23 protein-coding genes are annotated in these 26,487 nt (G+C 74.8%); 12 read left to right on the forward strand and 11 right to left on the reverse strand.

Annotated elements, in window-relative coordinates:
- Positions 1–42 precede the first annotated feature (42 nt).
- The 4 genes from AC3IYI_RS06270 (at position 43) to AC3IYI_RS06285 (ending at position 2,893) form a co-directional block, all read left to right on the forward strand.
- Positions 43–780, forward strand: a complete 738-nt coding sequence (locus AC3IYI_RS06270; protein ID WP_489409252.1) for a M15 family metallopeptidase — start codon at positions 43–45, stop codon at positions 778–780.
- Between the two features lie 13 nt (positions 781–793).
- Positions 794–1,174 carry an Mpo1-like protein gene (locus AC3IYI_RS06275; protein ID WP_243341581.1) on the forward strand — a complete coding sequence of 127 codons (381 nt, stop codon included), beginning with the start codon at positions 794–796 and terminating at the stop codon, positions 1,172–1,174.
- 64 nt (positions 1,175–1,238) lie between these two features.
- Positions 1,239–1,697 carry a Zn-ribbon domain-containing OB-fold protein gene (locus AC3IYI_RS06280; RefSeq protein ID WP_489411448.1) on the forward strand — a complete coding sequence of 153 codons (459 nt, stop codon included), beginning with the start codon at positions 1,239–1,241 and terminating at the stop codon, positions 1,695–1,697.
- Positions 1,694–2,893 carry a lipid-transfer protein gene (locus tag AC3IYI_RS06285; RefSeq protein ID WP_489409253.1) on the forward strand — a complete coding sequence of 400 codons (1,200 nt, stop codon included), beginning with the start codon at positions 1,694–1,696 and terminating at the stop codon, positions 2,891–2,893. The genes AC3IYI_RS06280 and AC3IYI_RS06285 overlap by 4 nt, the downstream gene beginning before the upstream one ends.
- Before the next feature lie 208 nt (positions 2,894–3,101).
- Here the strand turns inward: AC3IYI_RS06285 and AC3IYI_RS06290 are convergent, their stop codons facing one another.
- The 4 genes from AC3IYI_RS06290 to AC3IYI_RS06305 are packed head-to-tail and all read right to left on the reverse strand — an operon-like array spanning position 3,102 to position 7,791.
- Positions 3,102–3,740, reverse strand: a complete 639-nt coding sequence (locus AC3IYI_RS06290) for a GTP-binding protein (protein ID WP_489409254.1) — start codon at positions 3,738–3,740, stop codon at positions 3,102–3,104.
- Entirely contained in the window at positions 3,721–4,155 is a 435-nt protein-coding gene (locus AC3IYI_RS06295; RefSeq protein ID WP_489409255.1) for a DUF742 domain-containing protein, read from the reverse strand. Before AC3IYI_RS06295 ends, AC3IYI_RS06290 begins: the two co-directional genes overlap by 20 nt.
- A gap of 10 nt (positions 4,156–4,165) precedes the next feature.
- On the reverse strand, positions 4,166–4,609 hold the full coding sequence (locus tag AC3IYI_RS06300; RefSeq protein WP_489409256.1) for a roadblock/LC7 domain-containing protein: 444 nt from the start codon (positions 4,607–4,609) through the stop codon (positions 4,166–4,168).
- A complete protein-coding gene (locus AC3IYI_RS06305; RefSeq protein ID WP_489409257.1) occupies positions 4,606–7,791 on the reverse strand; it encodes a sensor histidine kinase in 3,186 nt (1,061 codons plus the stop codon). Before AC3IYI_RS06305 ends, AC3IYI_RS06300 begins: the two co-directional genes overlap by 4 nt.
- Before the next feature lie 359 nt (positions 7,792–8,150).
- On the opposite strand from AC3IYI_RS06305, the gene AC3IYI_RS06310 reads away from it, so the two are divergent.
- Entirely contained in the window at positions 8,151–8,633 is a 483-nt protein-coding gene (locus AC3IYI_RS06310) for a hypothetical protein (RefSeq protein WP_489409258.1), read from the forward strand.
- Between the two features lie 17 nt (positions 8,634–8,650).
- Here the strand turns inward: AC3IYI_RS06310 and AC3IYI_RS06315 are convergent, their stop codons facing one another.
- From AC3IYI_RS06315 to AC3IYI_RS06330, 4 genes are all read right to left on the reverse strand, one after another.
- Positions 8,651–13,288, reverse strand: coding sequence for a hypothetical protein (locus AC3IYI_RS06315; RefSeq protein ID WP_489409259.1), 4,638 nt, complete (start codon positions 13,286–13,288; stop codon positions 8,651–8,653).
- A gap of 81 nt (positions 13,289–13,369) precedes the next feature.
- Positions 13,370–14,308 (reverse strand): hypothetical protein, encoded by a 939-nt coding sequence (locus tag AC3IYI_RS06320; protein WP_489409260.1) that lies wholly within the window; start codon positions 14,306–14,308, stop codon positions 13,370–13,372.
- Positions 14,305–14,490 (reverse strand): hypothetical protein, encoded by a 186-nt coding sequence (locus AC3IYI_RS06325; protein ID WP_489409261.1) that lies wholly within the window; start codon positions 14,488–14,490, stop codon positions 14,305–14,307. The genes AC3IYI_RS06320 and AC3IYI_RS06325 overlap by 4 nt, the downstream gene beginning before the upstream one ends.
- 521 nt (positions 14,491–15,011) lie before the next feature.
- A complete protein-coding gene (locus AC3IYI_RS06330) occupies positions 15,012–16,517 on the reverse strand; it encodes a hypothetical protein (RefSeq protein ID WP_489409262.1) in 1,506 nt (501 codons plus the stop codon).
- Between the two features lie 107 nt (positions 16,518–16,624).
- On the opposite strand from AC3IYI_RS06330, the gene AC3IYI_RS06335 reads away from it, so the two are divergent.
- From AC3IYI_RS06335 to AC3IYI_RS06355, 5 genes are all read left to right on the forward strand, one after another.
- Positions 16,625–17,425, forward strand: a complete 801-nt coding sequence (locus AC3IYI_RS06335) for a LamB/YcsF family protein (RefSeq protein ID WP_489409263.1) — start codon at positions 16,625–16,627, stop codon at positions 17,423–17,425.
- The gene (locus tag AC3IYI_RS06340; protein WP_489409264.1) at positions 17,422–18,048 is read left to right on the forward strand and encodes a 5-oxoprolinase subunit B family protein; all 627 of its coding nucleotides are present in this window, start codon (positions 17,422–17,424) and stop codon (positions 18,046–18,048) included. The genes AC3IYI_RS06335 and AC3IYI_RS06340 overlap by 4 nt, the downstream gene beginning before the upstream one ends.
- A complete protein-coding gene (locus tag AC3IYI_RS06345; RefSeq protein WP_489409265.1) occupies positions 18,045–18,914 on the forward strand; it encodes a 5-oxoprolinase subunit C family protein in 870 nt (289 codons plus the stop codon). Before AC3IYI_RS06340 ends, AC3IYI_RS06345 begins: the two co-directional genes overlap by 4 nt.
- A 116-nt stretch (positions 18,915–19,030) precedes the next feature.
- Positions 19,031–19,615, forward strand: a complete 585-nt coding sequence (locus AC3IYI_RS06350) for an RNA polymerase sigma factor (RefSeq protein WP_489409266.1) — start codon at positions 19,031–19,033, stop codon at positions 19,613–19,615.
- Positions 19,612–20,331 carry a hypothetical protein gene (locus tag AC3IYI_RS06355; RefSeq protein ID WP_489409267.1) on the forward strand — a complete coding sequence of 240 codons (720 nt, stop codon included), beginning with the start codon at positions 19,612–19,614 and terminating at the stop codon, positions 20,329–20,331. Before AC3IYI_RS06350 ends, AC3IYI_RS06355 begins: the two co-directional genes overlap by 4 nt.
- An 88-nt stretch (positions 20,332–20,419) precedes the next feature.
- Here AC3IYI_RS06355 and AC3IYI_RS06360 read toward each other — a convergent pair whose 3' ends face one another.
- The gene (locus AC3IYI_RS06360) at positions 20,420–21,826 is read right to left on the reverse strand and encodes a HEAT repeat domain-containing protein (protein WP_489409268.1); all 1,407 of its coding nucleotides are present in this window, start codon (positions 21,824–21,826) and stop codon (positions 20,420–20,422) included.
- Between the two features lie 347 nt (positions 21,827–22,173).
- The gene (locus tag AC3IYI_RS06365) at positions 22,174–22,653 is read right to left on the reverse strand and encodes an ankyrin repeat domain-containing protein (RefSeq protein ID WP_489409269.1); all 480 of its coding nucleotides are present in this window, start codon (positions 22,651–22,653) and stop codon (positions 22,174–22,176) included.
- Between the two features lie 280 nt (positions 22,654–22,933).
- Between AC3IYI_RS06365 and AC3IYI_RS06370 the strand changes: the two genes are divergently transcribed.
- Positions 22,934–23,128 carry a hypothetical protein gene (locus AC3IYI_RS06370; protein WP_030031218.1) on the forward strand — a complete coding sequence of 65 codons (195 nt, stop codon included), beginning with the start codon at positions 22,934–22,936 and terminating at the stop codon, positions 23,126–23,128.
- Between the two features lie 50 nt (positions 23,129–23,178).
- Positions 23,179–24,816: a P-loop NTPase family protein gene (locus AC3IYI_RS06375; RefSeq protein ID WP_489409270.1), complete on the forward strand. Its 1,638-nt coding sequence runs from the start codon at positions 23,179–23,181 to the stop codon at positions 24,814–24,816.
- A 57-nt stretch (positions 24,817–24,873) separates the two neighbouring features.
- Here the strand turns inward: AC3IYI_RS06375 and AC3IYI_RS06380 are convergent, their stop codons facing one another.
- Positions 24,874–26,376: an SCO1417 family PLP biosynthesis transcription factor gene (locus AC3IYI_RS06380; RefSeq protein WP_489409271.1), complete on the reverse strand. Its 1,503-nt coding sequence runs from the start codon at positions 26,374–26,376 to the stop codon at positions 24,874–24,876.
- Between the last annotated feature and the right edge of the window lie 111 nt (positions 26,377–26,487).

Consider the following 26,487-nt stretch of genomic DNA (forward strand, 5'->3'; position numbering starts at 1 on the left):
GAGGTAGTGGGCACGCCGGGAGCCGGGGCATCGCCAGGGTCGGTGGCCGCTCCCGGCGGTCTCGGGTCGGTGACCGCAGCCGGGTTGGCGGGCAGTCCCAGGGGGGTGGGCAGTTCTGAGGTAGTGGTAGTCCCGCCTCGGGTCGGCCTCGCGGGGCGGGGCGCGGGGTTCGTTGTGGTGGCTGAGGTGGATGCGACCATCGGGCAGGAGATGCGGTACGCCACGTCGCGGAATTTCACCGGGGCGGTCGTGGACGGCTATGACGAGCCCGTCTGTCTGCTCGCCCGGCCCGCCGCCGAGGCGTTGCGGCGGGCGCAGCGGGAGGCTTTGCGTGGTGGGTATTCGCTGCTGGTGTACGACTGCTACCGGCCGCAGCGGGCCGTCGACCGGTTCGTGCGGTGGGCCCGGGACGGGGCGGATCAGCGGACCAAGGCGGAGTTCTATCCGGAGGTGGCCAAGGAACGGCTGATCCCGGAGGGATACATCGCCGAGAGGTCCGGGCACAGCCGTGGCAGCACCGTCGACGTGACCTTGACGCAGGTGGGCCGGGGGCCGCTCGACATGGGGACGCCCTTCGACTTCTTCGATCCGCTCGCGCACACCGACAGTCCTCGGGTGACGGGCTCGGCCCGCGAGCACCGGAAGCTGCTGGGGCGGCTGCTCGGCGCGCAGGGGTTCGTGAACCTGCCCCAGGAGTGGTGGCATTTCACGTACGCACCGGAGGCGTTCCCGGACGCGTATTTCGATTTTCCCGTCTCTGTCGCCTCCGTTCACCGCTGAGTACCGTGCCCGCATGACATTCAGTTCGTACGAGGAGTTCTGGCCCTACTACGTCGCCATGCACTCCCGCGCCGCCACCCGCTGGATCCATCTCACCGGCACCCTTTCCGGCCTCGCTCTCACCGTGTACGGGCTGGCGCGCGGCCGGAAGCGCTATCTCGCCGCGCTCCCCCTGATCGGCTACGGGACTGCGTGGCCGGCGCACTTCCTGATCGAGCGGAACAACCCCGCCAGCTTCGGAAATCCGGGGTGGTCGCTGCGCGGGGACGCGCAGATGATCCGGATGATGCTGGCCGGTCGGGACGCCGAGCTCGGCGAGATCGCGCGGAAGTGGCTCGCCGAGAACCCGTGCGAGGAGTGCGTTCCCGGGGGTGCGCTCCCGCTCGTTCCCTGACAGACTCCTGACGGTTCGTCAGATGTCGGTTTCGGGAGGGGTCTTGGAACGCACACGCACACCCGTGGTCAGCGGGTGGTTCACCGGGGACGATGCGGACGGCGGGTTCCGTCTGCTCGGCACCAGGTGCTCCGCCTGCGCCGCCGTGTTCTTCCCGCGCGAGGACGCGTACTGCCGCAATCCGCACTGCCCGGGCGGCGGCGAGCTCGCCGAGACCCCACTCTCCCCGCGCGGCCGGGTCTGGTCCTACACGGACGGGCGGTACCGGCCGCCCGCGCCGTACGTGTCCGACCCCGACGTGCCCTGGACCCCGTACACCCTGGTCGCCGTGGAGCTGGAGGCCGAGGGGATGGTCGTGCTCGGGCAGACGGTGCCCGGGGTGGGCGTCGGTGATCTGGCGGTCGGGATGGAGGTCGAGGTGGTCGGCGGCGTGCTGAACGTGGACCCCGACGGCCCGGACGGCCCGGACGGGACCGCCTGGACCACGTGGCAGTTCCGGCCCGTGGGGGTGGTGGCCGGATGAGCGCCGCCGTCGCCGATATCGCCGTCCTCGGGGCCGGGATGCATCCGTGGGGCAAGTGGGGCCGCAGCTTCGTCGAGTACGGGCGGGCCGCCGCGCGGGCCGCGCTCGCCGACGCCGGGCTGGACTGGACCGACGTGCAGTCCATCGTGGGGGCCGACACCGTGCGGTCGGGCTACCCCGGCTACGTGGCCGGAGCCACCTTCGCGCAGGCGCTGGGCTGGCAGGGTGCCCGCGTGACCAGCGTGTACGCGGCCTGCGCGTCCGGCGCCCAGGCCATCGGCGCGGCCCGGGCGCAGATCCTGGCCGGGCTCGCCGACGTGGTGCTGGTGGTCGGGGCGGACGCCGCCCCGAAGGGGTTCTTCGCGCCTGTGGGCGGGGACCGGCCGGACGACCCGGACTGGCTGCGCTTCCGGGTCCTGGGGGCCACGAACCCGGCGTACTTCGCGCTGTACGCCCGGCGCCGCATGGCCCTCTACGGGGACACCGGTGAGGACTTCGCGCAGGTCAAGGTGAAGAACGCGGCGGCCGGGCTGCTGAACCCGAACGCCCGCTACCGCAAGGCCGTGACGGCCGAGGAGGTGGCCGCATCGGCGATCGTCGCCGATCCCCTGCGGCTGCTCGACATCTGCGCCACCTCCGACGGGGGCGCGGCCCTGGTGCTGAGCAGCATGGATTTCGCGCGCTCGCGGGGCGCCCTGGACCCGGTGCGGATCCGGGCCGTGTCCACGGTGACGCCCACCTATCCCCGTACCGTCCTGGACCTGCCGGACATCGCCACCGACTCGGTGACGGCCGTGGCGGCGACGCCCGGCTCCTTCCGGGCCTCGATCGCGCGGGCCGCGTACGAGGAGGCGGGGCTCGGGCCGGACGACCTCTCGCTCGCCGAGGTCTACGACCTGTCCACCGCGCTGGAGCTGGAGTGGTACGAGGACATCGGCCTGTGCGGGGAGGGCGAGGGGGCCAAGCTGGTGCGGGAGGGCGCGACCGCGCTCGGCGGGCGGATCCCCGTCAACACCAGTGGCGGGCTGGCGTCGTTCGGGGAGGCCGTGCCGGCGCAGGCCATCGCCCAGGTGTGCGAGCTGACCTGGCAGCTCCGGGGCACGGCCGGGGAGCGGCAGGTGGCGGGGGCGCGGGCCGGAATCACCGCGAACCAGGGGCTGTTCGGGCACGGTTCGGCGGTCGTCGCCGTGCGCTAGGCGGGGCCGCTCAGTGCCTGGTGGGCCGCTGAACAGCGGCTGCTGTCCGAATGCTTGACGGCCCCCAGTGGCGGGTTCACACTCTCTCCACGGTCCCGCGCCGCGACCGGGCCCCCTGATCCCCCCATGAGAGCTGCGGCCCGTACCCCAGTCGGCGGGGGTACGGGCCGCCTCCATGTCTCGGTCCGGGCCGGGCCGGGCCTTCGGATCAGGCCGGGTCGCGGTCCCCCGTCGTCAGGCTCCGGCGGCGGGCCCTGGCCAGGGTCATCGCGTGCTCCACGACCCCCACCAGGACGTCCTTCACCGACTCCCGGTCGCGTGCGTCGCACAGCAGCACCGGTACCTCGGGAGTGAGGTCCAGGGCTTCCCGTACGGCCACCACGGGGTGCTGGTCGGCTCCGTCGAAGCAGTTCACGGCGACGAGGAAGGGGATCTCGCGCCGTTCGAAGTAGTCGATGGCGGCGAAGCAGTCGGAGAGCCGTCGGGTGTCCGCGAGGACGACGGCGCCGAGCGAGCCCTGGGCCAGCTCGTCCCACAGGAACCAGAAGCGGTTCTGTCCGGGGGTGCCGAACAGGTACAGCACCAGGTCTTCGCGCAGGGTGATGCGCCCGAAGTCCATGGCCACCGTGGTGGTGTTCTTGCCCTCCACTCCCCCGGTGTCGTCGATGCCGCGGCCCGGCTCGGAGAGTTGCTCCTCCGTCCGGAGCGGTCTGATCTCGCTCACCGCACTGACCAGGGTGGTCTTGCCCACCCCGAAACCGCCCGCGACCAGGATTTTCAGGGTCAGCGGCTCGACCGGCGTCACGGCATGCATGGCGCCGGTGCGGCTAGAGCGCCCGAAGGCCATCGATCACCTCACGCAGTATGGATTCGTCGGGCAGTTCGGCCGGGGGGACCGGCCGGGTCACGTGCACCAGTTCGTCGTCGACGAGGTCGCCGATCAGGACGCGTACGACCCCGACCGCGAGGTCGAGTTCGGCCGCGAGTTCCGCGACGGACTGCGGGCGTAGCAGGCAGAGCCCGAGGATGTCCGCGTGTTCCGGGGACAGGGTCGTGTCCCAGACCGGGTCGTCGGCCGCGGTTTCCGCGACCACCAGCGCGATCAGGTCGAGGCGGTGCTGTCCGGCGTGGCTGGTCCGGCCGCGGGTCATCGCGTACGGACGTACCACCGGACCCGCGTCGTCGTCGAACCACTGGTCGCCGGCGGCGTCGGAGGCGGCGTCGGGGATGTGGGCGGGGTGGTCCTGGCCTGGATCGCTCATGCCGTCCGACTCACCCTCCGGCTGGCAGCCCGGTGCGCGGGGCGGTCGCCAGGTGGTCACCGACCCGCTTGACCATGAGGGTCATCTCGTACGCGACCTGGCCGACGTCGGAGTCGGCGTCGGCGAGCACCGCCAGGCAGCTCCCGTCGCCGGCCGCCATGACGAAGAGGAACGCCTCGTCCAGCTCGACCACGGTCTGGCGGACCCTGCCGGAGTCGAAGTGGCGGCCGACCCCCTTGGCGAGGCTGTGGAAGCCGGAGGCCACGGCGGCCAGGTGCTCGCTGTCCTCCCGGGTGAGGTCCTTGGAGCTGCCGGTGGGCAGGCCGTCGCCGGAGAGGACCACGGCCTTGCGGATGCTGGCGACCCGGTCGACGAGCTCGTCGAGGAGCCAGTTGAGCGGGCCGGAGCCGCGGCCCCTGGTGTCGTTGCCGTTGCCGGACTGCGGTGCGGTCATCGACCGTCCCCTTCGTTCTCGCTTCCGGGACCGGTGGCGGCAGGGGTGCCGGCCTCGGTCACGGACTGGTGTGGTGCGTGCTGCTGCGCTTGCCGTGCCTGTGACTGCTGTGCCGGTGACTGCTGTGCCGCCTGTGACTGCTGTGTCTGGTCGGCCTGCTCCGCCTGCTGCCGCGCGTGGTGGTCGCGGCCCGCGGTCCAGCCGCGCTGGAGCGAGGACATGCGCCGGCGTACGTCCTCGGCGTCGCGGTCGGCCCCCGGATCGGCGGCGGCTTCGGCGGGGCCCGGGGAGGGGGCGTCCTTGAGCTGGGGCGCGAGGCTGGCCTGGCGGATCCGGCGGGGCAGGGTCGTGGCCGTGCCCGGGGGGGATGTCTCCCGGCCGGCACTGCCCGGGCCGGACGGGACCGGGCCGGACGGGACCGGGCCGGACGGGACCGAGGCAGAGTGCGTCGGTCCGGTCGGGGCCAGCGCCTCCTGGGCTGGGTCCGGGACAGCCGAGACCGGGCGGGGCTCCACACGCCGGCCGTGCTCGGCGACCAGGGTCGGGGTGGGCCGGCGGCGCGGGAGCGGGACGGCGCCCGGGGAGCGCGGGCCGTCGGGGCGGTTCGACTCCGCGCGGGCCGGCTCCAGCCGGACCGGGCCGGTGGGCGGCAGGGGCTCCCGCTCGCGGTCGCGGCGGTCACGGCTGCTGCGGTCGCGGCTGCGGTCGCGGTCCCGGTCGTGGCTCCGGTCGCGGTCGCGGAGGCCGTCCCGGCCCGCGTCGCGCTCGGTGAGCCGGGCGCCGCCCCGCTCGGCGGGGGCGTCGGCGGACCGGTCGCCCTTCCAGAGGCCCGCGCGGTCGCCGGAGCCGTCCGCGCCCCGCTCGCCCATACGGTCCGAGATGCGGTCGCCCTTGCGGGGGCCGCCCCGTTCGGTGTGCCGGTCCGTGTGCGGGCGGGCGCCCGGGCGCAGGCCGAGCAGGGAGTTGCGCGAGATGCCGTTCGGCGGGGTCTCGTCGTCGAGGGTGGCCATGGCGGGCCGGCCCTTGGCTCCGGAGACCCCAATGAGCCCGGTGGCTCCGACGGGGCCCGCGAGGCCGGTGGGGGCGTCCTCGGCGGCCGTGACGGGCTCGTCCAGCCCCAGCACGCCGATCGGGGCCTCCAGCTCGACGGGCCCGCGCAGTTCGGCGCCGGCCGGGAGCCGACGCCCGGCGGCGTTGCTCTCCGCGACGGCCCTCTGGCGGGTGGCGCCGACCGGCGCGCCGAGCGCCTTGCCGCCGTCCAGCCGGATGCCGGTGCCGTTGGTCTCGGGAGCTTCCGTCAGCAGGGCCACCGGGAGGAACACCACCGCGGTGGTGCCTCCGTAGGGGCTGATCTGGAGGCGGACCTTGACATCGCGCCGGTGCGCGAGCCGGCTGACGACGAACAGGCCGAGCCGGTCGGTGTCGGAGAGTTCGAACTCGGAGGTCTCGCTGAGCCGGAGGTTGGCGTCGAAGAGCGCCTCGGGGGTCATGCCGAGGCCGCGGTCGTGGATCTCCAGGGTGAAACCGTTGGCCACGCGCTCGCCGAGGACCTGGACCGCCGTGTGCGGCGGGGAGAAGACGGTGGCGTTCTCCAGGAGTTCGGCGATGAGGTGGGTGACGTCGGCGACGGCCGGGCCGGCGATGCCCAGGCGCGGCAGCCGGCGCACCTCGATGCGCTCGTAGTCCTCCACCTCGGCGACGGCCGCCCGTACGACGTCCATCAGCTGGATGGGCTTGCGCCACTGGCGGGAGGGCGCCGCGCCGGAGAGGATCACCAGGCCCTCGGCGTGGCGGCGCATGCGGGTGGTCATGTGGTCGAGGCGGAAGAGGTCGGCGAGCTCCTCGGTGTCCTCGGTGCGCCGCTCCATGGTGTCGAGCAGGGTGAGCTGGCGGTGCAGCAGCACCTGGTTGCGGCGGGCCAGGTTGACGAACACTTCGGAAACACCGCGACGGAGCTCGGCCTGCTTGACCGCGGCCTCGATGGCCGCGCGCTGGAGGGAGTTGAGGGCCTGACCGACCTGGCCGACCTCGTCCTTCTCGTACTCCAGGCGGGGGGCCTCGGTCTCCACGTCCACGTGCTCGCCCGCGGCGAGGCGGCGCATCACGCCGGGGAGGCGGATGCCGGAGACCTCGTGGGCTTCCTTGCGGAGCCGGGACAGGTCGCGGATCAGGTCGCGGCCGATGCGCATCGACAGGACGAGGGAGACGATGAGGGCGATGAACCCGAGCACTCCGGCGAGGGCGGCCTGGATCAGGACGTCCATGGCGACGGGTTCGACGCGCTTCTGGTAGCGGTCGCCCGCGCCGGTGCCCATGACGGCGAGGTCTTCGAGCACCTTGCCGGAGGCCGCGTCCCACGCGGCGGCGGTCACGTTGCGCGGGCTGTGGGTCGGGCCCTGGACGAGGAATCGTTCCTCTGCCTCGCGCAGGGAGCGGCTCTCCGGGTTGTTCCAGTACTGCTCGAACTGCTCCCGGTCGGCGGCCGGGAGGATCGCGAGGTTGAACTCGTAGAGCAGCTTGCGGTTCGCCACGTAGTCGGAGACGTGCCGGATGTCCGCCTGGCTGACGTTGCGGGCGGCGAGGGCCCCGGCGATCAGGGCGTCCTCGCGCGAGAGCGTCTCGCGGGCGCGGGTGATGCCGACGAGGGCGCGGCCCTGCTTGTCCATCTCCACGTCCTGGAGCGCGTGGAGGTTCATGAGGAACTCGTAGCAGGGGTCCACGAGCCGGTTGTAGAGCTCCAGCGCCTGGTTGGTGTCGAGGGAGCCCCCGTCCACCGCGCCGCGCAGCGCTCCGATGCTGCGGAAGGCTTCGAGGATGGAGCTCAGGTGCTGGGCGGAGTCCGGGTCGAGTTCGTCGGCGACCTCGGGGTCCTTGGCGTCGGCGGAGATCCTCTCGACCGCCTCGTCCGTGGCCGCACGGCTCTTGAGCAGCTCGGTGTTGGCGGTGGCGGCGCGCGGGTCGCCGATGACCACGAGGGTCTGGCGGCGCTCCTTCTGGATGACGCGGACGACGTCCTCCACGGGGTAGCCGACCTTGTCGATGACGTAGGCGACACCGAGCAGTTGGACGGCCTGCCGGCCGGTGATCACCGTTGCGAAGCCCCAGAGGGCGGTCAGGGAGATGAGCGGCACAAGGAGCAACGCCACGATCTTCCGGCGGATGGACTTCCCGCGAAAGCGCATGGCCTCCCCAGCCTCCCCAGCTCAACCCCGTTACCGGGGGTTGGTGTTCCGTCATTTAAACGGCGTGAGCCTACTACTGCCACAGCGAACCTTCGAAGGCCTGTCCGGACGTTTTCGGCCTGAGGCCTGGGCGAAGATCACGAGTTGTCCGATAGTTCCCGTGAAGTGCGGCCCGATATGTGGCAGATGACACTTGGTGGGGCCTCGGTTCCCGTAGCGGAATGGATGGCTGGAATTCTTCGTTCCGCGATACTTCCGGGCGCCCGGTGCGTCCGGGATCCGGGAATCTATCGGCCCCTCCGCGCGTCTACCTGTTCGGGGCGGGCATGAGCGGCCGCGTGGAGGGGAGGGAGCCGACCATGGCGAAGAGGTACGAGGGCTACGAGGGCCACGACGACGCGGACGGCGCTGCGGGGCCCGGGGCGCCGCGGGGACGGGCCCTGTGGGTGGACCAGCCGGCGGGGCGCAGGCGCATGCCGGACCCGGTGCGGAGATCCGCCGTGCGGGCGGTGCTGATCGTCGCGGTGACGCTGACGGACGCGACGATCGCCTTCTTCCTGACGGTCACCGGCTCCTGGCTGGCGCTTCCGCTGTCGCTGTGCGCGATAGCGGGGGTGGTCGTGGCCACGTGGGGCGTGCTCGACGTGCTGATCACCCGGCAGACGTGGAACCAGCGCTACGGGGTGCTCTCGGAGCCCAGCAGTACGGCGCGGGGCCGGCGGCGCGAGCGGCGCAAGGCGCGCCGGGAGGCCCGCTCGGCGCCTCCCCTGCCGCCCCGCATACCCGTGCGCGGCGAGGCGACCGGCATCTGGCCGCCGCAGACGGGCACGGGGCGGGGCTGAGGCGGGCCGCCGACGGCCTAGCTCCGCCGGTACATGCGGGTCGCCGTGATCTCTCCGTGGATCGTCTCCCCGTCCGCGAACTGCTGGGGCAGGCCCGGGCGCAGGTGTTCCTCGACGCTGATGTATTTGAGCCCCGCGCGCAGGTCGGCGTCGTTGCGCAGCCGGATGACCAGCGGGAACTCGGCGAGGGCCGTGGTGTCGAACAGGCCCGTGGTGTACAGCAGCTGGACGCCGAGGGCGTCCGAGACGGCCCGCTGGAGCTCCAGCAGGTACGTGGCGTTCGCGCGCCCGATCGGGTTGTCGAGGAAGAGCGTGCCCGCGTGCCGGTGCTTGTCGCGGCCCCGGTCGTTGCTGCGCAGCGCCGCCATCGTGCAGTACAGCGCGATCGCGGCGGTGAGCAGCTGGCCGCCGGAGAACACGTCGCCCATCTGGCCGACCGGGACCCGCTCGGCGCGCAGCACCGCGTCGGGCTTGAGGATCTCCACCGCGATGCCCTTGGGCTCCAGGGCCGCGGAGACCCCGTGCAGCAGCAGCGACATGCCGTCCCGGCGGCCTTCGCCGAAGGTCGCGGTGCTGTTCTTCTTCAGGGCGCCGCGGGTCGCCTCGTCGATGACCTCGCCGAGCCGCTCGGTGAGGGTGGCCTGGTCGGGCTCCTCGAAGCGGATGCGCAGGAACTCCTGGCCCGACCACTCGCCCAGTCCCTCGGGGAGCTGGGAGAGCCGCTGGGCGGAGCGCAGGGTGGCCAGGGCCGACTCCACGAGGCCGCGCAGCCGGTCCACGATGCTGTCCCGGTTGCGCTCCAGCTGCGCCAGCTCGTCGGTGAGGACGCGCAGCCGGGGGGCGAAGGCCACGGCCCAGGCCGCGGCGTGCTCGGGCAGGGCGGAGGCGGGCAGTTCGCGGATCTGCTGGCGTGCGGGGGTGCGTACCTGCTCGTAGCGGTTGGCGTTGGCGTGCCGGACCAGGATGTCGCTCGCCTCGCGGACGGCGGCCTCGGCGGCCGACAGGTCGGCGGCGCAGGCCCGTAGCGAGCGGCGGGCCTCGGTGGCCGACTGGCGGGCCTCCTCCAGGCTGCCGGGGTGGGCCACCGGCTCCTGCTCGTCCTCCGGGTGGGTGTGGTCGCGCAGGAGGTCCCGGAGCATGGCCGCGGTCTCGTCGAAACCGCCCGCGCCCTCCTCGGCGGTGCGGTGGGCGCGCAGCAGGTCGGCGTGGGCCGCGCGGGCGGACTCCACGGCGGCGGTGTGGGCGGCGAGTTGGGCGGTGGCCGTGCGGAGCCTGGCCTGGGCCTCCTCGACGTTGTCGGGGATCAGCTCCTCGGGCAGCTCGGTGTGTGCTCCGCCCTCGGCGGGGGCGTGCCGTTCGGCCTCGCCGCGCAGCCGCCCGAGCTGCTCGCTCGCGGTGGACGCGCGGGTCTCCAGCATCTGTACGAGGGCTTCGGCGCGGGCTGAAGCGGCCTGCCGGGAGGGGCCGTCGGCTCCGTCGGTGCCTTCGAGGAGCTGGGCGGCGCGGGTACGGACCTTGTTGGTGAGGCGGTCCAGTTCGGCGAGGGCCACGGACTCGTCGCTCTCGGCGCGGGCCTGTTCGGAGCGCAGGTCGGCGCCGACGCCGACCTTCTCGTAGAGCTGGGAGGCGGCGCGGTAGGCCTCGCGCAGTGCCGGGAGCGGCGCCTTGGCCGTGCCGTCGCCCTCGGGCAGCGGATCGGGTGCCCCGGCGATCTCGGCGCGCTCGGCGCGCAGGGCGCGGGCGGTGCGGCGGGCGTCGTCGGCGGCGCGCTGGGCGGCGCGGCGGTCCTCGTCGGCGGCGCGTGCCCGGTCGAGGCAGACCTCGGCGCGGGCCTCGGACTCGGCGGCGTCGTCGGCGAGTTCGCGCAGTTTGGTCTGCCAGCCGGCGCGTTCGCGCAGCCGGTACGCGAGACCGGCGAGGGCGTCCGCGACGCGGCGGGCGCGTTGGGCGGTGTCCTGGCGCTCGTCGCGGACACGGGCGGCGTCGGCGGCGGCCTCGTCGGCCTCGGCGCGTACCGTACGGGCCTCCGCGAGCTCGGCGTCGGTCTCCTCGGCGAAGCCGCGGGCGGCGGCCGCCTGCTCCGCGAGCTCGGCGAGGCGGCCGGGCGGGCAGCCGGTGCGCCAGGACAGCAGCCGGGCGGCGAGCTCGCGGTCGCCGGAGAGGCGGGCGGCGAGCTCGCGGATCTCGGTGTCGCGGGCGGTGGCGCGGGCGCGCAGCGCCTGGCGCTCCTCGTCGGCGGCGTGCTCGTCGTGCATGGCCGGGTTCGGCGGGACGATGAAGATGCCGGACCCGGCGGCGTCCCCGGCCGGGGGAACCGGCGCCAGCAGGGCGGCGGCGGTGCCGACGGCGACGGTGGAGCGGGGCAGCAGAGCGGCGCCGGAGAGGACCTCGCGGGCCCTGGAGTGGGTGTCGGGGTCGGTGATGACCACGCCGTCGACGAGTTCGGGGCGGGCGGCGAGGACGGCGGCGTGGTCGGCCGGGTCCACGGACTGGGCGAGGTAGCGCCAGCCGGGGAGGGCCGGGATGCCGTGTTCGCCGAGGAACTCGACGGTGGCGAGGACGTCGGGGCCGGGCGGCAGCAGGCCGCCGTCGCCGAGGGCGCCGAGGATGCGGGAGTCGTCGGCGGCGGCGGTGCGCAGGTCGAAGAGCTGGCGTTCGGCGGTCGCGACTCCACGGGTCAGCAGTTCGCGCAGCTCGTCGGCGCCCCGGTCGAGGTCGGCGACCGTGAGGCCGGCGGCCTCGGTGCCGGTCGGGGCGGGGGACCCTGCGGAGCCCCGGGGGTCATCGCCCGTCCCGGTCGCTCCCCGGGCGTCCGGGAGGCCCAGGAGGGCGGCCAGGCGCGGGGCCCCGGCGAGGGACTCGGCGGCCCGGTGCTCGGCGTCGTGGGCCGCCTCGGCCGCGTCGGCGGCGTCCGCCGCGCGGGCGGCGGTGAGTTCCGCGCGGGATTCCGCCGCGGCGGCCTCGCGGGCGGCCTCGGCGGCTGCGCGGGAGGCCTCGCGGGACTCGTCCCAGGCGGCCACGGCCGTCTTCTCCGCGTCGGCGGCGGCCAGGGCGGCGCGCGCCGGGTCGGCGTCGGGGGCGGAGTCGTCGAGCCAGCCGGCCCGGACGGCCTCGGCGGTCTCCTGCTGGACCTCGGCGAGGCGGGCGCGCAGGTGCTCGGCCTCGCTGCGGGCCCGCTGGGCGGCCGTGGCGGCGGCGGTGGCGGCGCGGTGGGAGGCCTCGCCGGTCTCCTGGAGGACGGCGGAGCGCTCCTCCTCCTCGTTGGCGGCGCGCTCGCCCTGCTCGGCGGCGGCGTGCAGGGCCCGTACGAGCTCGGTGGCGGCGGTGGCCCGGGCGGCGAGCGCCGGGGCGGCGTCCCGCTCGGCTTCCAGGATCGCGACGGCGACCCGGGCGGAGCGGTCGGCGGCGGAGCGGTGGCGCAGCACGTGCTCGGCGGCCTGCCAGGCGGAGTGCAGGGTGCGGGCTTCGAGGAGTTCGCGGCGCTGCGCGGCGGCGGCCTTGTCGGCGACGGTCAGGGCCAGCGAGGCGTGCCGGTAGGCGAGTTCGGCCGAGACGGCGTCGCTGCGGGCGCGCGCGGATTCGGCGGCGGTGACCTGGTGGGCGGCGCCGGTGACGCGCTGCGCGAGGTCGGCGGCGCGGCCGCGCTCCTCGCCGGCGCGGGCGGACAGGCGCCGGACGAGGGTGCGCGTACGGCGTTCTGCGCCGGCGTGGACGTCGCGCAGCCGGGAACGGGCCGCGGCGGCCTCGACGATCTTGGTGAGGAGGTCGACGGAGCCCGCGGTGAAGTCCCGTTCGGCCATCAGCTCGGCGCGGCGGCCGAGCTTGTTGCCGAAGCCGTGGACGAGGTCGGCGAGGCCGTCCGTGTCCCGGGTGTCGGTGACGGCGCGCAGCAGCAGATCGGTGAAGTCGGAGTCCTTCTTGACCGCGAAGAGGCCGGCGGCCTCACCCTCGTCGGCGTTCATCTCGCGCTGGTAGCGGAAGAGTTCGGGGTCGAGGCCGACCTCGGTGAGGTGCTCGTTCCAGCGGTCGTGGATCTCCTCGAAGTACACCTCCAGGTGCGGGTACGCCTTGCCGGCTTCGGTCAGGGCGTCGCGGAAGCCCTTCATGGTGCGGCGCCGGCCCTGGGCGCCGGAGGCGCCTTCCACGGGCGGACGCACCGAAGTGGCCTCGGCCACCGGAAGGTTGTCCAGGCTGAGGCCCGGTCCGGGGCGGAAGGAGTACCAGGCCTCGGCGAACTTGCGCGGGTCGTTGGAGACTTGGCGGCCGCGCCATTCGCTGACCTTGCCGACGACCACGCACTCGCCGGTCTGGGTGTGCTGCCATTCCAGCGCCACGTGTCCGCAGTCGTCGGCCAGCAGGAACTTGCGCAGGACGCCGGAGCTCGCGCCGCCGAGGGTGTTGCGGTGGCCGGGCAGCATCACCGAGAAGATCAGCTTGAGCAGGACGGACTTGCCGCCGCCGTTCTCCAGGAAGAGCACGCCGGCGGGCGCGGGGCGGCGGGGCGGGCCGGTGGGCTCGTCCTCGAAGAACTCCGCCTGGGCGGGCGCCGGGTGGGGCACCGGCTCGCCGACTCCGCGCAGGTCGAGCACGGTGTCGGCGTAGCGCGCGCCGGCGGGCCCGATGGAGTAGAGGCGGATCCGGGACAGCTCGTACATGGCGGCGGACTCTCGTGGTCTTTCGTAGGTCGTACGGGGACGGGTGGCGGGCGGCCGGGTGGCCCGGGCGGGTGGGGTGGCTCAGGCGTGGAAGGGCAGGCCCGCGTCGGCGGCGAGCTCCAGGTCGTCGCCCTCGGGCGGCGGCAGCAGGCTGGCGGAGCCGTCGCTGACGGGGACCACGCCCAGGTCGAGGAGCTCTGCCATGGCCGCGCTGCCCGCCATGTCGCGGACCTGGAGCTGGTAGCGGGGGGTGGTGCGGTACGTGCCTCCGGCGTCGTCCCCGGTGCGCTGGAGGAAGCCGGAGTCGGTGAGGAAGGCGGCGGCCTTGCCGACGATGCCGGTGGTCGAACCGGCCAGCCGGCGGGCGTCCTTGGTGGCGCCGGTCGCACTGCGGCGGGTGTAGACCCGCCAGGCGGCCTCCAGGCCGGGGGCGTCAGAGGCCGGGTCGGTGTTCTCGCCGAGTTCCTCGGCGCGCTCCTCCAGGCGGCGGCAGGTCTGCCGGACGAAGGCGTCGACGCCGTTGACGGTGATCCGGCCGATGTAGCCGTCGTCGGCGAGGTCCTCGGGGCGGGGGAAGGCCAGGGCCGCCACGGCGAGGTGGGCGAGGCCGTGCAGGAAGCGGTCCGCGGAGTCGGCGGTGGTGCGGCGTGCGTAGTCGCCCATGCGGACGGCGAAGACGGAGTCCTCACCGGCGGCCACGGCCATGCCTGCGCGGGGGGACACCTCCAGGACGACGAGGCCGAGGCCGGTGGCGACGGCGTCGGCGAGCCGGGCGAAGGCGGGGTCCTCGCGGTAGCGGCGCAGCAGCTCGGCGTACTCGGCGTCGCGGGCGGGCAGCAGCTTGGGCTGGAGCCCGAACGCGACGAGCCGGGCCGCGTCTGCGGCGTCCGCCGGGGTCACGGGAGTGGGGCCGCCCGGTGTGGCCGGTGCCGGTGCCGTGGTCGTGGCCGGTGCCGAGGGTGAGGCCGACTGGGCGTCGGGCTCGCTCCACGCGGGGGGCTCGGCGTGGTGGTCGCTCACGGGTGGGTCTCCTCGGCGGTGCGGGTGCTGGTACTCGTGCTGGGGCTGGTGCGGGTGTGCCGGATGCGCGTGTGCCGGGCACCTGCGGTGTGCGGGACGGCGGCTCGCGTCCGGGCGTGCGCGGGTGGCCGTGCGGCGGCGGGGCCGGCCGGACCGTCGGCGGTGGCGGATCCGGTGGCCACCGCGACAGCGGCAGTGGCAGCGGGGCCCGCTGCGGGGGCGGTTCTTCCCCCACCCCGCCCCTTCCCGAAAGCAGGGGCAAGCCCCCACACCCCCGGGTGGGACCGCGCCACCAGGGGCTCCGCCCCGGTGACGGAGCCTGCGGGCCCGCCCGAGCCGACGACACCGCCACGCACGGGCGTGGGGCCCGACCCGGGGTGGGCGGCACGGCCGCGCGCGAGCGCGGGGCCCGACCCGAGGCGGGTGGGACGGCCGCGCGAGGGTGCGGGGCCCGTCAGTGCTCCCCCGCCGTGCGAGGGCGTAGGGACCGACCCGGGGCGCTCAGCCCAGCCGCGCGCGAGCGCGGGGTCCGACACGGGGTCGGCGGCACGGCCGGGCGCAGGCGCGGGGTCCGACCCGAGGGGGGTGGCACGGCCGCGCGAGGGTGCGGGGCCCGTCAGTGCTCCCCCGGCGGGGGAGGGCGCGGGGTCCGGCCCCGGGTGGGTGGGACGGCCTGGCGTGGGGGCCGGGGGGTGGGGTGGGGTCATGCCGCCTCCGTGCGGTCCGCCGTCATGGCTGCCGCGTCCAGGAGGGCGGTGCCGACGATCAGGTCCGCGCCGCCGAATTCGGGGTCCTCGAGTTCCGTGCCGTCGTCGACCGCGAAGAGGAGCCGCTCCTCGCCCTGGCGGTACGCCGTGCCCACCGCCGGGCTCGCCGCGTGGACCGCCAGCAGGGCGACCAGGTAGGGGAGGTCGGGGTCGGAGCGGCGGGCCTCCGCCAGGAGGCCGGACAGGCGGCGCGGGGCGTCGTGCGGGAGTTCCAGGAGGGCCATCGCGGCGGCGAGCTGCTCCTCGCTGAAGCGGCTGTCGTCCGGGGTGGCGATCAGGTCCGGCTCCGGCATCTCCACACCGAGGTGTTCGCGCTCCACCGGTGGGGTCAGCAGGATCTCCACCAGGTCCGCGACGCGGACGGAGACGGGGGTGCGCAGGCCGGCGCCCGACGCGAAGAAGGCGTCCGTGACCCGGATGGCCTGCGCGACCGGGAGCGGCAGCGTGGGGGCTACCAGCTGCCCGTACAGGTCGATCCCGGAGCGCCGGGCGGGGGCCGCGAAGGCCTGGCGGTCCTGTTCGGCGCGGAAGAGCGGTCCGGCGTCGAGCAGCCGGGACTGGAGCTGGGTGTGACGGCGGATGCAGTCCTTGACGATGTCGACCAGTTCGGCGGCGCGGCGCTTGTTGTCCGGCTCCTCCGCCTCGTCGCGGGCCTTGCGGATGTTGGTCAGGATCGCGTTCTCGTGGCGGTAGCGGTCGGCGACGTGGTCCAGGGCCTCCGCGATCATGTCGGGGACGGTCACCAGCCAGTCCACGGCCCGCACGTTGCGCCGGGTCGCGTCGAGCGTGCGGCGCAGGGTCTCGGCGTACTGGACGGTGCGGTAGCGGGCCTGTTCGGCGGCGAGCTGGGCGTCGGCGAGGCGGCCCCGGCTGATCAGGACCTCCAGCTTGACCTCGGCGGCGATCTGCGCGCTGGTGACGTCCGTGTCGAGGGCGCCGACCAGGACGTTGACGGCCTCGTCCGTGGTGCGCAGGTACACCGCGCCGCCGTAGCCCGGGACTTCCTCGATGAGCTTGAAGTCGTAGTCGCGGCGGACGTACACCCCGTCCGGGCCGAACGTGCCGTAGATCGCGCGGAATCCGCGGTCGACGCTGCCGACGTTGATCAGGTTCTCCAGCACCCAGCGGGCCACCCGCTCGTGCTCGGCCGCGGGGCGCGCAGGTGCCTGGGCGGCGACGCGCGGCAGCAGGCGGGCCACTATCTGCTCGTGGTCCGCGCCGGTGTCGAAGTCCATGTTGAGCGTGACCAGGTCGATCGCGGCGAGCGCGACCTCCGCCATCGCGTAGACCCCGTACTCACCGGCCAGATTGGCCTTGCGTACGTCGAGGTCGTGCAGCGGGGCGGTGCAGGCGAGCGCGCGCAGCCGCCGGGCCAGGCCCTCGTCGGCGGCCGGGCCCGACGCCGGGGAGGGAAGGGTCTTCGCCGGGGCAGGGAGAGTCACGGGCAAAGACTAGGCGCTGACCCTGACAACAGCCCAAACGGGATGGTTCGCCCGATCCTCCCGCCGTCGGCGAGAGCGCGGCCCGCACCCTGTTCTACGCTCACCGCATGGCTTCCATGATCACGCCGGACACCCCGGCGCCCGGCCCGGTGATCGATCTCAACGCCGACCTCGGCGAAGGCTTCGGGCGGTGGACGCTGACCGACGACGAGGCCCTGCTGTCCGTCGTCACGAGCGCCAACGTCGCCTGCGGCTTCCACGCCGGCGACCCGTCCATCATGCGGCGCGTCTGCGAGCTGGCGGCCGCGCGCGGGGTGCGGATCGGCGCGCAGGTCTCGTACCGGGACCTGGCGGGCTTCGGCCGCCGTTCCATGGACGTGCCGGCCGGTGAGCTGGCCGACGAGGTGGCCTACCAGATCGGGGCGCTGGAGGTCTTCGCGCGGGCGGCCGGTTCCCGGGTGTCGTACGTGAAACCGCACGGCGCGCTCTACAACCGCACCGTGCACGACGCGGGCCAGGCCGCCGCCGTGGTGGCCGGCGTGCTGCTCGCGGCCGGTCCCGGCGGACTCCCGGTGCTCGGGCTGCCCGGTTCCCTGCTGCTCGACGCCGCCGGGCGGGCCGGGCTGCCGGCCGTCCCGGAGGCCTTCGCCGACCGCGCCTACACCCCTGCGGGCACGCTCGTACCGCGAGGCGAGCCGGGCGCCGTGGTCCACGACCCGGACGCGGTGGTGGCCCGCGCGGTGGACATGGCCGCCGGGCACGCGGTGACGGCCGCGGACGGCTCCCGGATCCCGGTGGCCGCCCGGTCCCTGTGCCTGCACGGCGACACCCCCGGGGCGGCGGGCCTGGCCCTGCGCGTGCGCGGGGCGCTGGATGGGGCCGGGGTCCGGGTGGAGGCCTTCGCGTGAGGGCCCTGGAGGCCGGCGCCGGGGCGCTGCTGTTGGAGGTGGACTCCACCGAGGAGGTGGCCGCGCTCCACGCGGAGCTGCTGCGCCGCCGGGACGCGGGCGAGCTGGGCGGCGTACGGGACATCGTGCCCGCGGCCCGGACCGTCCTGCTGGACGGGGTACGGGAGCCGCGCGCCCTCGCGGCCCGGATCGCACGCTGGCGGGTCGCCCCCCTGGCGCCGGCCGACGGGCCGCCCCCGGTGACGGTCGCGGTGCGCTACGACGGCCCGGACCTCGCGGAGGTGGCCGCACGGTGGGAGGTGTCCCCCGAGGAGGTGCCCGGCATCGTCGGCGCGATCACCTTCCGGGTGGCCTTCTGCGGGTTCGCCCCGGGCTTCGGCTACCTGACGGGCCTGCCCGCCCGCCTCCACCTGCCCCGGCGCGCGACGCCCCGTACGGCGGTACCGGCGGGCTCGCTGGCCCTCGCGGGCGAGTACGCCGGGGTCTATCCGCGCTCCTCCCCCGGAGGCTGGCAGCTGATCGGGTCCACCGACGCGGTGCTGTGGGACCCGGCGCGCGAGCCGGCCGCGCTGTTCGCGCCGGGGGTACGGGTGCGGTTCGCCGCGGCGGAGGCGGAGCTGTGAGGGGGCTGGAGGTCGTACGGGCGGGCGCGCTGACCACCCTCCAGGACCTGGGCCGGCCCGGGTACGCCCACCTCGGTGTCCCCCGTTCGGGGGCCCTCGACGCGGGGGCGCACGCGCTGGCGAACCGGCTGCTGGGCAATCCGCCGGGGGCGGCCGTCCTGGAGACGACCCTGGACGGCGTGGGGCTGCGGGCGGTGGGCGGCCCGGTGACGGTGGCGGTCACGGGGGCGCCGTGTGCGGTACGGGCCTGCGGGCGCCCGGTGGCCTGGGGAGCCCCGGTATGGCTGCGCGCCGGGGCGGAGCTGGAGGTGGGCCGGGCGGAGTCGGGGGTGCGCGGCTACGTCGCGGTGCGGGGAGGTTTCGCGGTCGAGCCGGTGCTGGGCAGTCGCTCGACCGATCTGCTGTCGGGCCTCGGCCCGCCGGTCCTGTCGGCGGGGGCGCTGCTGCCGGTGGGCGAGCCCGGTCCGGATCCGGTGGCCGGGGCGGATGCCCCGGCGGCGCCGGGCCCGCCCCCGGAACTGGTGCTTCCGCTGCGGCTGGGGCCGCGGGCAGACTGGTTCACGGCGGAGTCGGTGACGGGGCGGCTGCTGCGGGCGACGTACCGGGTCTCGGCCGCTTCGAACCGCATCGGGCTGCGCACGGAGGGACCGCCGCTGGTCCGGGCCCGGGGTGGTGAGCTGCCGAGCGAGGGGATGGTGCTCGGCGCGGTCCAGGTTCCGCCGGACGGGCAGCCGGTGGTCTTCCTGGCCGACCACCCGGTGACCGGCGGCTATCCGGTCGTCGGCGTCGTCCCGCCGGGCCCCGCGCTCGACGCGGCGGCCCAGGCCCGGCCGGGGGTCCCCGTCCGGTTCGTACGGAGCCGCTGAGGTCCCGCGGGGCCTGTGAGCACCCGCGGTGCGCGGCCGATGAAACGCTTCGCGCGCCGGGTGCCAAGTACGGGTGAACGGGGCCGCAGGGGCCCCGCACACCGGGGAGGAAACGGGTGCGCAACCCATCACGGGAGGCCGGGCCACCGGATCTCACCACGCCCGAGGGGTTCGGCAGGTTCTACGAGGAGCACGTCGACGCGGTCCTCGGGTTCGTCACCCGCCGGACAGCCGATCCGCACGTGGCGGCGGACCTGACGGCGGACGTCTTCCTCGCGGCGATGGGGTCGGCCGGCGGCTACCGGCCCGATCGGGGCGTGCCGGTCGCCTGGCTGTTCGGCATCGCCCGCAACGTCCTGTCGGGCCACGCCCGTGGCCTGGCCCGCGAGAGCGGCGCACTGGCCCGGCTCAGCGGCCGCCGCCTCCTCGACGACGAGGACGTGGCCGCGCTGGAGGAGCGGATCGACGCGGAGCGGGCCTTCCGGGCCGTCGCCGAGCGGCACGCCGCCCTGTCCGAGCCGCTGCGCGCGGCGCTCGATCTGGTCGTCGTCGACGGCCTCACGCCGGCGGAGGCGGCGCAGGCCCTGGGCGTCACCACGACGACGGTCCGCGTCCGCCTGCACCGTGCCCGCCGCGCCCTGCGCGCCGCCGAACCCGCCCCGTTTCCCACCCCGGAACCGCACCTGGAGGTAGTCCGATGAGCAGCAGGCCCAACGCGTTCGAGGAGCGGCTCAAGGCCGAGCTCATGGCCATCGCCGCGGACCAGCCCCCCGCCGCCGCCCCTTCCCGGTCAACCGCCCGGCGCTACCGGATCCCGATCGGCCTCGGCGTGGTGGCGGCGGCGGTCGCGGGTCTGGTGGCCCTGCCGGTGCTCGGCGACGGCGGCGGTACGTCGCCCGCGTACGCCGTGTCCCGAAACGACGACGGCACCATCTCGGTTCACATCTACCACCCGGACGGGCTCGATGGGACGGTCCGCGAGCTGCGGGAGCTGGGGATCACGGTGGCGGTGGTGCCGCGCAAACCGTCGGAGCAGTGCCCGTCGAGCGTGGCCTACCCGCAGGGGCTCACTCCCGGGGAGGGCGGGGGCGAGTTCGCCGGCGCCCAGGACGAGTCCGCACAGATGATGATCACCCCGGAGACGGTGCCGCCGGGCCACACGCTGGTGGTGAGCACGCCCGTGGACGCCTCGGACATCCACCCGATCGGCTTCGGCGCCGTCGAGACGTCGAAGGTGCCGTCCTGCGTGCCCGTCTACGCCGACCCGGCCAAGGCCCCCAAGCGGACCCTGAGCCCGAAGGAGGCCGCGGTGCTCAAGGACAAGCAGCGGCTCGCACAGGAGGAACGGGAGAAGGAGGCCCGGACGGGCGGATCCGCCACGGCGAACCCGTCGCCGAGCTCTCCGCGCAAGCCGTAGCCCGACGGTCGGCAACCGACAGCGCGCCCCCGGTCCGTTCCTTGGACCGGGGGCGCGGTGCGTTCCGGAGGGGTGCGCGGCTACGCGGCTACACGGCCGACTCCGGGGCGATCCGGCTCCGGACCGCCGACTGGACGTCCTCTTCCTCCGCCGGGTCCGCCGCCAGGCGGCGCAGGCGCGGGGCCACTCGGGCGTCGGCCGTCTCCGCGTGGCGGGCGGCCACTTCGCGGGTCGTCTCCTCGCAGTCCCAGAGGCACTCGACGGCGAAGCCCGCAGCGAAGGAGGGGTCCGTAGCGGCCAGGGCGCGCGCGGCGCGGCCCCGCAGGTGGGAGGAGGACGTCTCGCGGTAGATGTGGCGCAGTACGGGCGCCGCGCAGCCGATGCGGAGCCGGCCCGCTCCGTCGACCAGGGTGAACAGCGGCGTCGAGTCCGGGCCCGAGCCGCGGACGGTGGAGCGCAGGGCTCCGAGGACCAGGGTGGCGTCCTCTGCTCCGCCCCGGGCGGCCAGGAGGGCTCCTGCGGCCGTTCCGAGGGCGTCGGGGCGCTGGACCCAGCGTCGGGCCCGCTCGACGGCGGCGGGGCCGCACATGCGCTCGTAGGCGGCTACGGCCGGCTCGTCGCCGGCGGCTTCGATGAGGTCCAGTACGGCCGGGTTCTCCGGCTCGGCGAGGACCAGGTGGTGCAGCGCGGTGGCGCGGGCGGCCTCTCCGGAGGCGCCGGCGGCGGCCGCCAGGATGGCGGAGCGGTCCTCGGGGGTGGCCACGGCGGCGAGGCAGCGGGCGGCCGGGACGTGCAGGGGGGTGCCCCGGCGCAGTCCGTCGGCGGCCCAGTCGAAGACGGCCTGGACGCCCCAGCCGGGCTGGGGGCCGCGCGGGGTGAGCTGGCGCTGCCAGCGGTCGAAGGAGCCCTGTTGGCGGGCGACGCGCAGCCGCTCGGCGTAGGCGGGGGCTCCGGGGTCCTCTTCCCACAGGCGCCAGGGCCTGGGCTCGTAGGCGTCGCGGACGGCGGCGGCGAGCCGCGCCTCGCCCTCGGCGGTGGCGGGGAAGCGGGCGAGGACGGGGGCGGCCAGGGAGCGCAGTCCCCCGTCGTCGTCGCGCAGGGCGAGTTCGTCGAGGGCCCAGGCCCAGTTGGCGCCCGTGGCGGCGTACCGGCGCAGCAGCATGAGCGCGTCGTCGCGGCCGTACGAGGCCAGGTGGCCCAGGACGGACAGGGCGAGGCCCGTGCGGCGGTCGTCCTCGTCGACGAGGTCGTCGACGCTGAAGAGGTGGGCCTCGATCTCGCCCAGGGGGCCGTCGAGGTCCAGGTACAGGCGTGCGTAGTACAGGGAGCGGTTCTCGACCTGCCAGTCCTGGCGCGGATCGCCGGCCACGCAGTGGTTGAGCGCCGCGAGGGCCTCGGCCCTGGGCGCCGCGAGTGCGTGCAGCGTGCCGTCGCCGCGGCCCCGCTGGAGGAGCCCGAGCAGGGTGCCGCTCGGCGCTATGACTGGTTCGAACATGGGAATGGCCTCAAATCAAGCTGGGGACGCAACCGGGAATCGGAATTCACAGGGCCGCGTAACAGCATGTGAGGACGTCCGCCGTCTGGTTCCGCTCGATGTAGACCATTGCCTTCTCACTCTCGTCGGTGTTCTCGGCCAGGGCGGCGGTCCCCACCCGGCCAGGAGCGGGGGCCGGACACCCGTTGTGTCCTGCCCGCTCCTGCCCGTCCGCCCTGTCCGCGAATCGAATCCGACGCCATGATGACCCAGGCGGTTTGTGCGCCGCGACCACATTTAAGGCCTCCGTGACCAACCCGTGAGGTCTGGACCGGCCTGGAACCGGCCAGGGAACGGCCAGAACCGGACTAGTTGGCTCCGAAAAGTTCCAGCAGGTCGGCCTTGGCGAACATGCGGGCGGTGTCCACGGCGGACGGCGTTCCGGCGTTCGGGTCGGCTCCGCCGGCGAGCAGCGCGCGGATGACGGCCTCCTCGCCCTTGAAGACCGCCCCGGCGAGCGGGGTCTGGCCGCGGTCGTTGGCGCGGTCGGCCTCGGCTCCGCGGGCCAGCAGGGCCGTGACGGCTTCGGCGTGGCCGTGGTAGGCGGCGAGCATGACGAGGGTGTCGCCGCGGTCGTTGGTGAGGTTCGCCGGGACGCCCGCGTCGACGTACGCGGCGAGGGTCTCGGTCTCGCCCCGGCGGGCGAGGTCGAAGATCTTGGTGGCCAGCTCGACGACGTCCTCGTCGGGAACGCCCGGAGAGTCCAGCGCGTCCGGCGCGTCCTGGGAGCCCTGGGAATTCCGGGAGTCCTGGGAGTCCTGGGAGCCGTTCTCGACGTGCTCACTCATCGGTCGTACCGCCTTTCGCGGGCAGGGCTGCGCACGGCACTGCATCCGTACGGGTGAAGCGTCAGAGTAGCGCCCGGACCTGCACATGAGAGGCGCGGGCCGAGGCAATGATCACCCTGCGGCCCCCGTCCCCCCATCCCGCCAGGCGCGCCAGCCGGGATGGGCCGGTCAAGTGAAAAATTACTGGATTCACCCATATGCACCTTTTATCGCATTGATACTTCCTGTGAGCCTGGAAGAACTGATGGTGACTGTCCCCACCCACCAGGAGAACTGACTCATGGTCCTGTCCATCTCAGGTGTCGTCCTGCTCGGCATCATCTGCTTCCTGTTCTTCAAGAAGGACGGCATGAAGCTGACGCACGCGTTCGTGTGCTCACTCTTCGGCTTCTTCCTCGCCGGCTCCGCCATCGCCCCCAGCATCACGGCGAGTACGGCGAGCCTCGCGAGCCTTCTCGGCGGGATCAAGCTCTAGCGCCCGGCCCCGGCACCCACCCGAAGCATCCACAACTCCAGGAGACGCCCGTGGCCCGGCGCCCACTTCCCCGCATCCTCAGCAGCGGCACCGTGTCGCTGACCCGGGGCCGCGACTTCGCTCGCACGGCCGCCGACAGCGCCACGGACGTCCTCCATCCGCTCCTCACCATCGGACGGGGCTTGCGCGTGCTGGCCTCGGCCGGACGGCGCAAGTGGTGCGACACCCCCAAGGACAAGCGTGGTCCCGCGCTGTTCCTGGGAGCCGCCTGCGTCCTCGTGGTCGCGCTCGTCCCCTACGGCCCCCTCACCGCCCTGATCACCCTCATGGCGGCGGCGGCCTGGCGGGGACGCGACCGCACCCCGGTGAAGACCGGGCCCAGCGATGCCGAGACCGAACGGCTCGGCTCCCTCTACGAAGCCCTCGTGCCGTACTTCTCCATCCCGGAGGACCCGAGCCCCCTCTTCGCCCACGGCGGGGAATGGGACAAGGCCTTCAGCGGCTACGAGTTCGACGAGGCGGGCCGCGTCACCCGGCTCCACATCCGCTACCCGGCCTACTTCACCGACGGCGAGGCCGCATCGAGGGCCCGGATCGAGGCACTGCTGCACGCCAAGTCCGGGCGCGGACGGGAGTATCTCTTCGACTGGGACGAGGAGGGAAACCAGCTCGACCTGAGCGTGCTGGCGGCGCTGCCGACAGGTATCGCCGCCCAGCCCTTCGTCACCTCCCCCGGTGAGACCGTGCTCGGATTCACCGACCCCGGCAGCGTGCAGCGCACCCTGCCCGTCCTGGACGGCGACGAGCCCCGGGACATGCCGCCGGTCATCTGGCGCACCGGCTCCCGTTCCGCCGAGCCCCACCTGCTGGCCGTGGGCCAGCCCGGCAGCGGCACGTCCACGCTGCTGCGCTCCATCGCCCTGCAGGCCCTGCGGCACGGGGGCGACGTACTGATCGTGGAGGGCGGCGGCACCGGCGAGTACTCCTGCCTCTCCGGCCGCGTCGGCGTCCTCGCCGTGGAGTGCGGGCCGACCGGGGCGCTGGCCACCCTGGAATGGGCCGCCCGCGAGACCGAGCGGCGCCTGATCGCCACCCACCGGGCCCGCGAAGCCGGCCGGCCCGCACCCGAGGACACCCGCCGTCCGCTGTGGATCCTGCTCGACCGGCCCAGCGTGCTGGCCCACCTGGCCGTCGCCGAGGGCGCCCCCGATCCGATCGCGCAGGTCCAGGTGCCGCTGCGGCACGGGCGCGCCGCGCACGTCACCGTGGTGGTGGCCGAGCAGTTCGACCACCTGGAGCTCCTGAACGACTCCGTCTGGCAGCACACCAGGGCCCGCGTGGTGCTCGGAGCCGCCACGATCCAGCAGATCGCCGATGTGCTGGGGCTGCCCCCGCACACCACGCCGACGGCCGTACTGCCGCCGGGGCGCGGGTACGCCCGGCTCGGCGCCGGTCCCGTGCACCGGCTCCAGGTGCCGGCCACGCCGGACCCGTACGACGAGGCCACGCACCCGGGACACCGGCAGGCCGTACTGGACCTGCTGCCCGAGCGGCAGGCGCCGCCCAAGCCCGTCCCCGACCACGTCACGCCGGTCAAGCCGCTGCACATCGTCCAGCCGCCCGCCCAGGCGCAGGGCCCGGCGATCGACGCCTCGGAGATCCCCGAGGTGCCGGCGGACGCCCCGTAGGGCCTGTCGTCAAACTCCCGTCTGCCCCAGGGCGCTTCCTCCCGGATCGGGCCGGTCCTACGCGACGAAGGTGCGCGGCGGCTCCGCCCCGCCGCCGCCCGCTCCGGTGGCCACCAGCCGGGCCGCGGCGGCCAGCCGGGCCGCCGCTTCCTCGGCCACCGGGCCGCCGACGGTGAAGGGGAGCCGGACGTACCCCTCGAAGGCCCCGTCGACACCGAACCGGGGCCCCGAGGGGACCCGTACGCCCACCCGCTCCCCCACCTCGGCCAGCCGGGAACCGGAGAGCCCGCCCGCGCGGGCCCACAGGGTCAGGCCGCCGAGCGGGACCCGGAACTCCCAGTCCGGCAGCTCCCGGCGGACGGCCGCCACCAGGGCGTCCCGGTTCTCCCGGGCCTGGTCGCGGCGGATCTCCACGGCCTGCGCCCAGCCTCCGGTCCGCATCAGCCAGTCCACCGCGAGCTGTTCCAGCACGGGCGTGCCCAGGTCGGCGTAGGCGCGGGCCGCCACCAGGCTGCGGATGACATCGGGGGCCGCGCGGACCCAGCCGATGCGCATGCCGGCCCAGAAGGCCTTGCTGGCGGAGCCGACGGTGATGACGGTGGAGCCGGCCGGGTCGAAGGAGCAGACGGGGCGGGGCATCTCCATCGCCGGATCGAGCTGGAGCTCGACCATCGTCTCGTCGGCGACGAGGACGGTGCCGGCCGAGCGGGCCGCCTCGACCATCGCGCGGCGCTGCTCGTCCGAGGCCAGGGCCCCGGTCGGATTGTGGAAGTCGGCGACCACGTAGGCCAGGCGGGGGGCCGAGTCGCGCAGCACCTGGCGCCAGACGTCCATGTCCCAGCCGGTCAGCCCCTCCCCCATGGCCACGGGTACGAGGCGGACGCCGGCGGCGCGCATGAGCTGGAGGATGTTGGCGTAGGACGGGGATTCGACGGCGATCCGCTCGCCGCGCCCCGCGAAGAGGCTGCAGATGGCGTCGATGGCGCCCATCGCGCCCGTGGTGACCATGATCTGCTCGGGCATGGTCGGGATGCCGCGCTCGGTGTAGCGGTCGGCGAGCGTGCGGCGCAGCGCGGGCAGGCCGGCCGGGTAGTCCCCGTGGGTGTGGGCGTACGGCGGGAGTTCCTCCAGCGCGCCCTGGACGGCCTTGGTGAGCCAGGGCTCGGGGGCCGGGAGGGCCGCGCAGCCGAGGTCGATCATCGAGCCGAGGGACTCGGGGGGCAGGGGCTCCAGGCCGCGGGCCGGCATGGGGTTGCCGGCGGGCACCGAGGTCCAGCTGCCCGCGCCCCGGCGGGATTCGAGGAACCCCTCGCCGCGCAGCGCCTCGTAGGCGGCGGCGACGGTGGTGCGGCTGACGGCGAGCGCGACGGCGAGCTCCCGCTCGGCGGGGAGCCGGGCGGCCACGGGGATGCGGCCTTCGAGGACGAGCAGGCGGATGCCGTCGGCGAGCGTGCGGTACGCGGGCAGCTTGCGCCCGCCGGGCACGGCGGTCCGGCCCTGCTGGGAGGTGATGAGCCGGCCGAGCTGTGCGGCACCGACGGCCGAGGTCCACTGCGCCATGAGTTCCGGTCCACCTTCGCGAAATTGGCCCCTGCCGGCCTCTTGGGGGCGGCATTGGATCGATCCTTGCGGTCCAGAGTGCCACGGGACCGGTGCGAGGCCGGCCCCAGG

It is taken from the genome of Streptomyces sp. GL_148 (assembly GCF_057834205.1).

Bases quoted from the DNA above. Each gene is read 5' to 3' on its own strand.
- AC3IYI_RS06275 (WP_243341581.1), top strand. From the start codon at position 794: ATGACATTCAGTTCGTACGAGGAGTTCTGGCCCTACTACGTCGCCATG.
- AC3IYI_RS06285 (WP_489409253.1), top strand. From the start codon at position 1,694: ATGAGCGCCGCCGTCGCCGATATCGCCGTCCTCGGGGCCGGGATGCAT.
- AC3IYI_RS06290 (WP_489409254.1), bottom strand. From the start codon at position 3,740: ATGGCCTTCGGGCGCTCTAGCCGCACCGGCGCCATGCATGCCGTGACG.
- AC3IYI_RS06295 (WP_489409255.1), bottom strand. From the start codon at position 4,155: ATGAGCGATCCAGGCCAGGACCACCCCGCCCACATCCCCGACGCCGCC.
- AC3IYI_RS06300 (WP_489409256.1), bottom strand. From the start codon at position 4,609: ATGACCGCACCGCAGTCCGGCAACGGCAACGACACCAGGGGCCGCGGC.
- AC3IYI_RS06305 (WP_489409257.1), bottom strand. From the start codon at position 7,791: ATGCGCTTTCGCGGGAAGTCCATCCGCCGGAAGATCGTGGCGTTGCTC.
- AC3IYI_RS06310 (WP_489409258.1), top strand. From the start codon at position 8,151: ATGGCGAAGAGGTACGAGGGCTACGAGGGCCACGACGACGCGGACGGC.
- AC3IYI_RS06315 (WP_489409259.1), bottom strand. From the start codon at position 13,288: ATGTACGAGCTGTCCCGGATCCGCCTCTACTCCATCGGGCCCGCCGGC.
- AC3IYI_RS06335 (WP_489409263.1), top strand. From the start codon at position 16,625: ATGGCTTCCATGATCACGCCGGACACCCCGGCGCCCGGCCCGGTGATC.
- AC3IYI_RS06355 (WP_489409267.1), top strand. From the start codon at position 19,612: ATGAGCAGCAGGCCCAACGCGTTCGAGGAGCGGCTCAAGGCCGAGCTC.
- AC3IYI_RS06360 (WP_489409268.1), bottom strand. From the start codon at position 21,826: ATGTTCGAACCAGTCATAGCGCCGAGCGGCACCCTGCTCGGGCTCCTC.
- AC3IYI_RS06365 (WP_489409269.1), bottom strand. From the start codon at position 22,653: ATGAGTGAGCACGTCGAGAACGGCTCCCAGGACTCCCAGGACTCCCGG.
- AC3IYI_RS06370 (WP_030031218.1), top strand. From the start codon at position 22,934: ATGGTCCTGTCCATCTCAGGTGTCGTCCTGCTCGGCATCATCTGCTTC.
- AC3IYI_RS06380 (WP_489409271.1), bottom strand. From the start codon at position 26,376: ATGGCGCAGTGGACCTCGGCCGTCGGTGCCGCACAGCTCGGCCGGCTC.